This is a genomic window from Streptomyces himastatinicus ATCC 53653, from assembly GCF_000158915.1.
Classification (GTDB): Bacteria; Actinomycetota; Actinomycetes; order Streptomycetales; family Streptomycetaceae; genus Streptomyces; species Streptomyces himastatinicus.
Genome location: NZ_GG657754.1, coordinates 3,154,502 through 3,155,838 on the forward strand (window position 1 = coordinate 3,154,502; position 1,337 = coordinate 3,155,838).

Sequence of the window (1,337 nt, forward strand, 5' to 3'; positions counted from 1 at the left end):
TACCACCGCCGTTTACTGGCGCTTAAGTTCTCAGCTTCGCCAACCCGAAGGTCGACTAACCGGTCCCCTTAACGTTCCAGCACCGGGCAGGCGTCAGTCCGTATACATCGCCTTACGGCTTCGCACGGACCTGTGTTTTTAGTAAACAGTCGCTTCTCGCTGGTCTCTGCGGCCACCACCAGCTCAAGGAGTAAATCCCATCACCAGCAATGGCCCCCCTTCTCCCGAAGTTACGGGGGCATTTTGCCGAGTTCCTTAACCATAGTTCACCCGAACGCCTCGGTATTCTCTACCTGACCACCTGAGTCGGTTTAGGGTACGGGCCGCCATGAAACTCGCTAGAGGCTTTTCTCGACAGCATAGGATCATCCACTTCACCACAATCGGCTCGGCATCAGGTCTCAGACACATGCCACACGGATTTACCTGCGTGACGTCCTACACCCTTACCCCGGGACAACCACCGCCCGGGCTGGACTACCTTCCTGCGTCACCCCATCACTTACCTACTACCACCTTGGATCAGCGGCTCCACCACTCCCCTCAACTCCGAAGAGATCAGGGCGGCTTCACGGCCTTAGCATCAGAGGATTCGATATTGGGCGCTTCAAAGCGGGTACCGGAATATCAACCGGTTGTCCATCGACTACGCCTGTCGGCCTCGCCTTAGGTCCCGACTTACCCTGGGCAGATCAGCTTGACCCAGGAACCCTTAGTCAATCGGCGCACACGTTTCCCACGTGTGTATCGCTACTCATGCCTGCATTCTCACTCGTGAACCGTCCACAACTACCTTCCGGCGCTGCTTCACCCGGCACACGACGCTCCCCTACCCACCACAGCAACCGTTAGGTCTTGCTGCAGTGACACGACTTCGGCGGTACGCTTGAGCCCCGCTACATTGTCGGCGCGGAATCACTTGACCAGTGAGCTATTACGCACTCTTTCAAGGATGGCTGCTTCTAAGCCAACCTCCTGGTTGTCTCTGCGACTCCACATCCTTTCCCACTTAGCATACGCTTAGGGGCCTTAGTCGATGCTCTGGGCTGTTTCCCTCTCGACCATGGAGCTTATCCCCCACAGTCTCACTGCCGCGCTCTCACTTACCGGCATTCGGAGTTTGGCTAAGGTCAGTAACCCGGTAGGGCCCATCGCCTATCCAGTGCTCTACCTCCAGTAAGAAACACACGACGCTGCACCTAAATGCATTTCGGGGAGAACCAGCTATCACGGAGTTTGATTGGCCTTTCACCCCTAACCACAGGTCATCCCCCAGGTTTTCAACCCTGGTGGGTTCGGTCCTCCACGAAGTCTTACCTCCGCTTCAACCTGCCCAT

General features: G+C 56.5%; 3 other annotated features.

Going from position 1 to position 1,337, the window contains the following annotated elements:
- Positions 1–746: a sequence feature (23S ribosomal RNA rRNA prediction is too short), on the bottom strand.
- Between the two features lie 23 nt (positions 747–769).
- Positions 770–1,220 (bottom strand) — a sequence feature (23S ribosomal RNA rRNA prediction is too short).
- A gap of 16 nt (positions 1,221–1,236) precedes the next feature.
- Positions 1,237–1,337: a sequence feature (23S ribosomal RNA rRNA prediction is too short), on the bottom strand.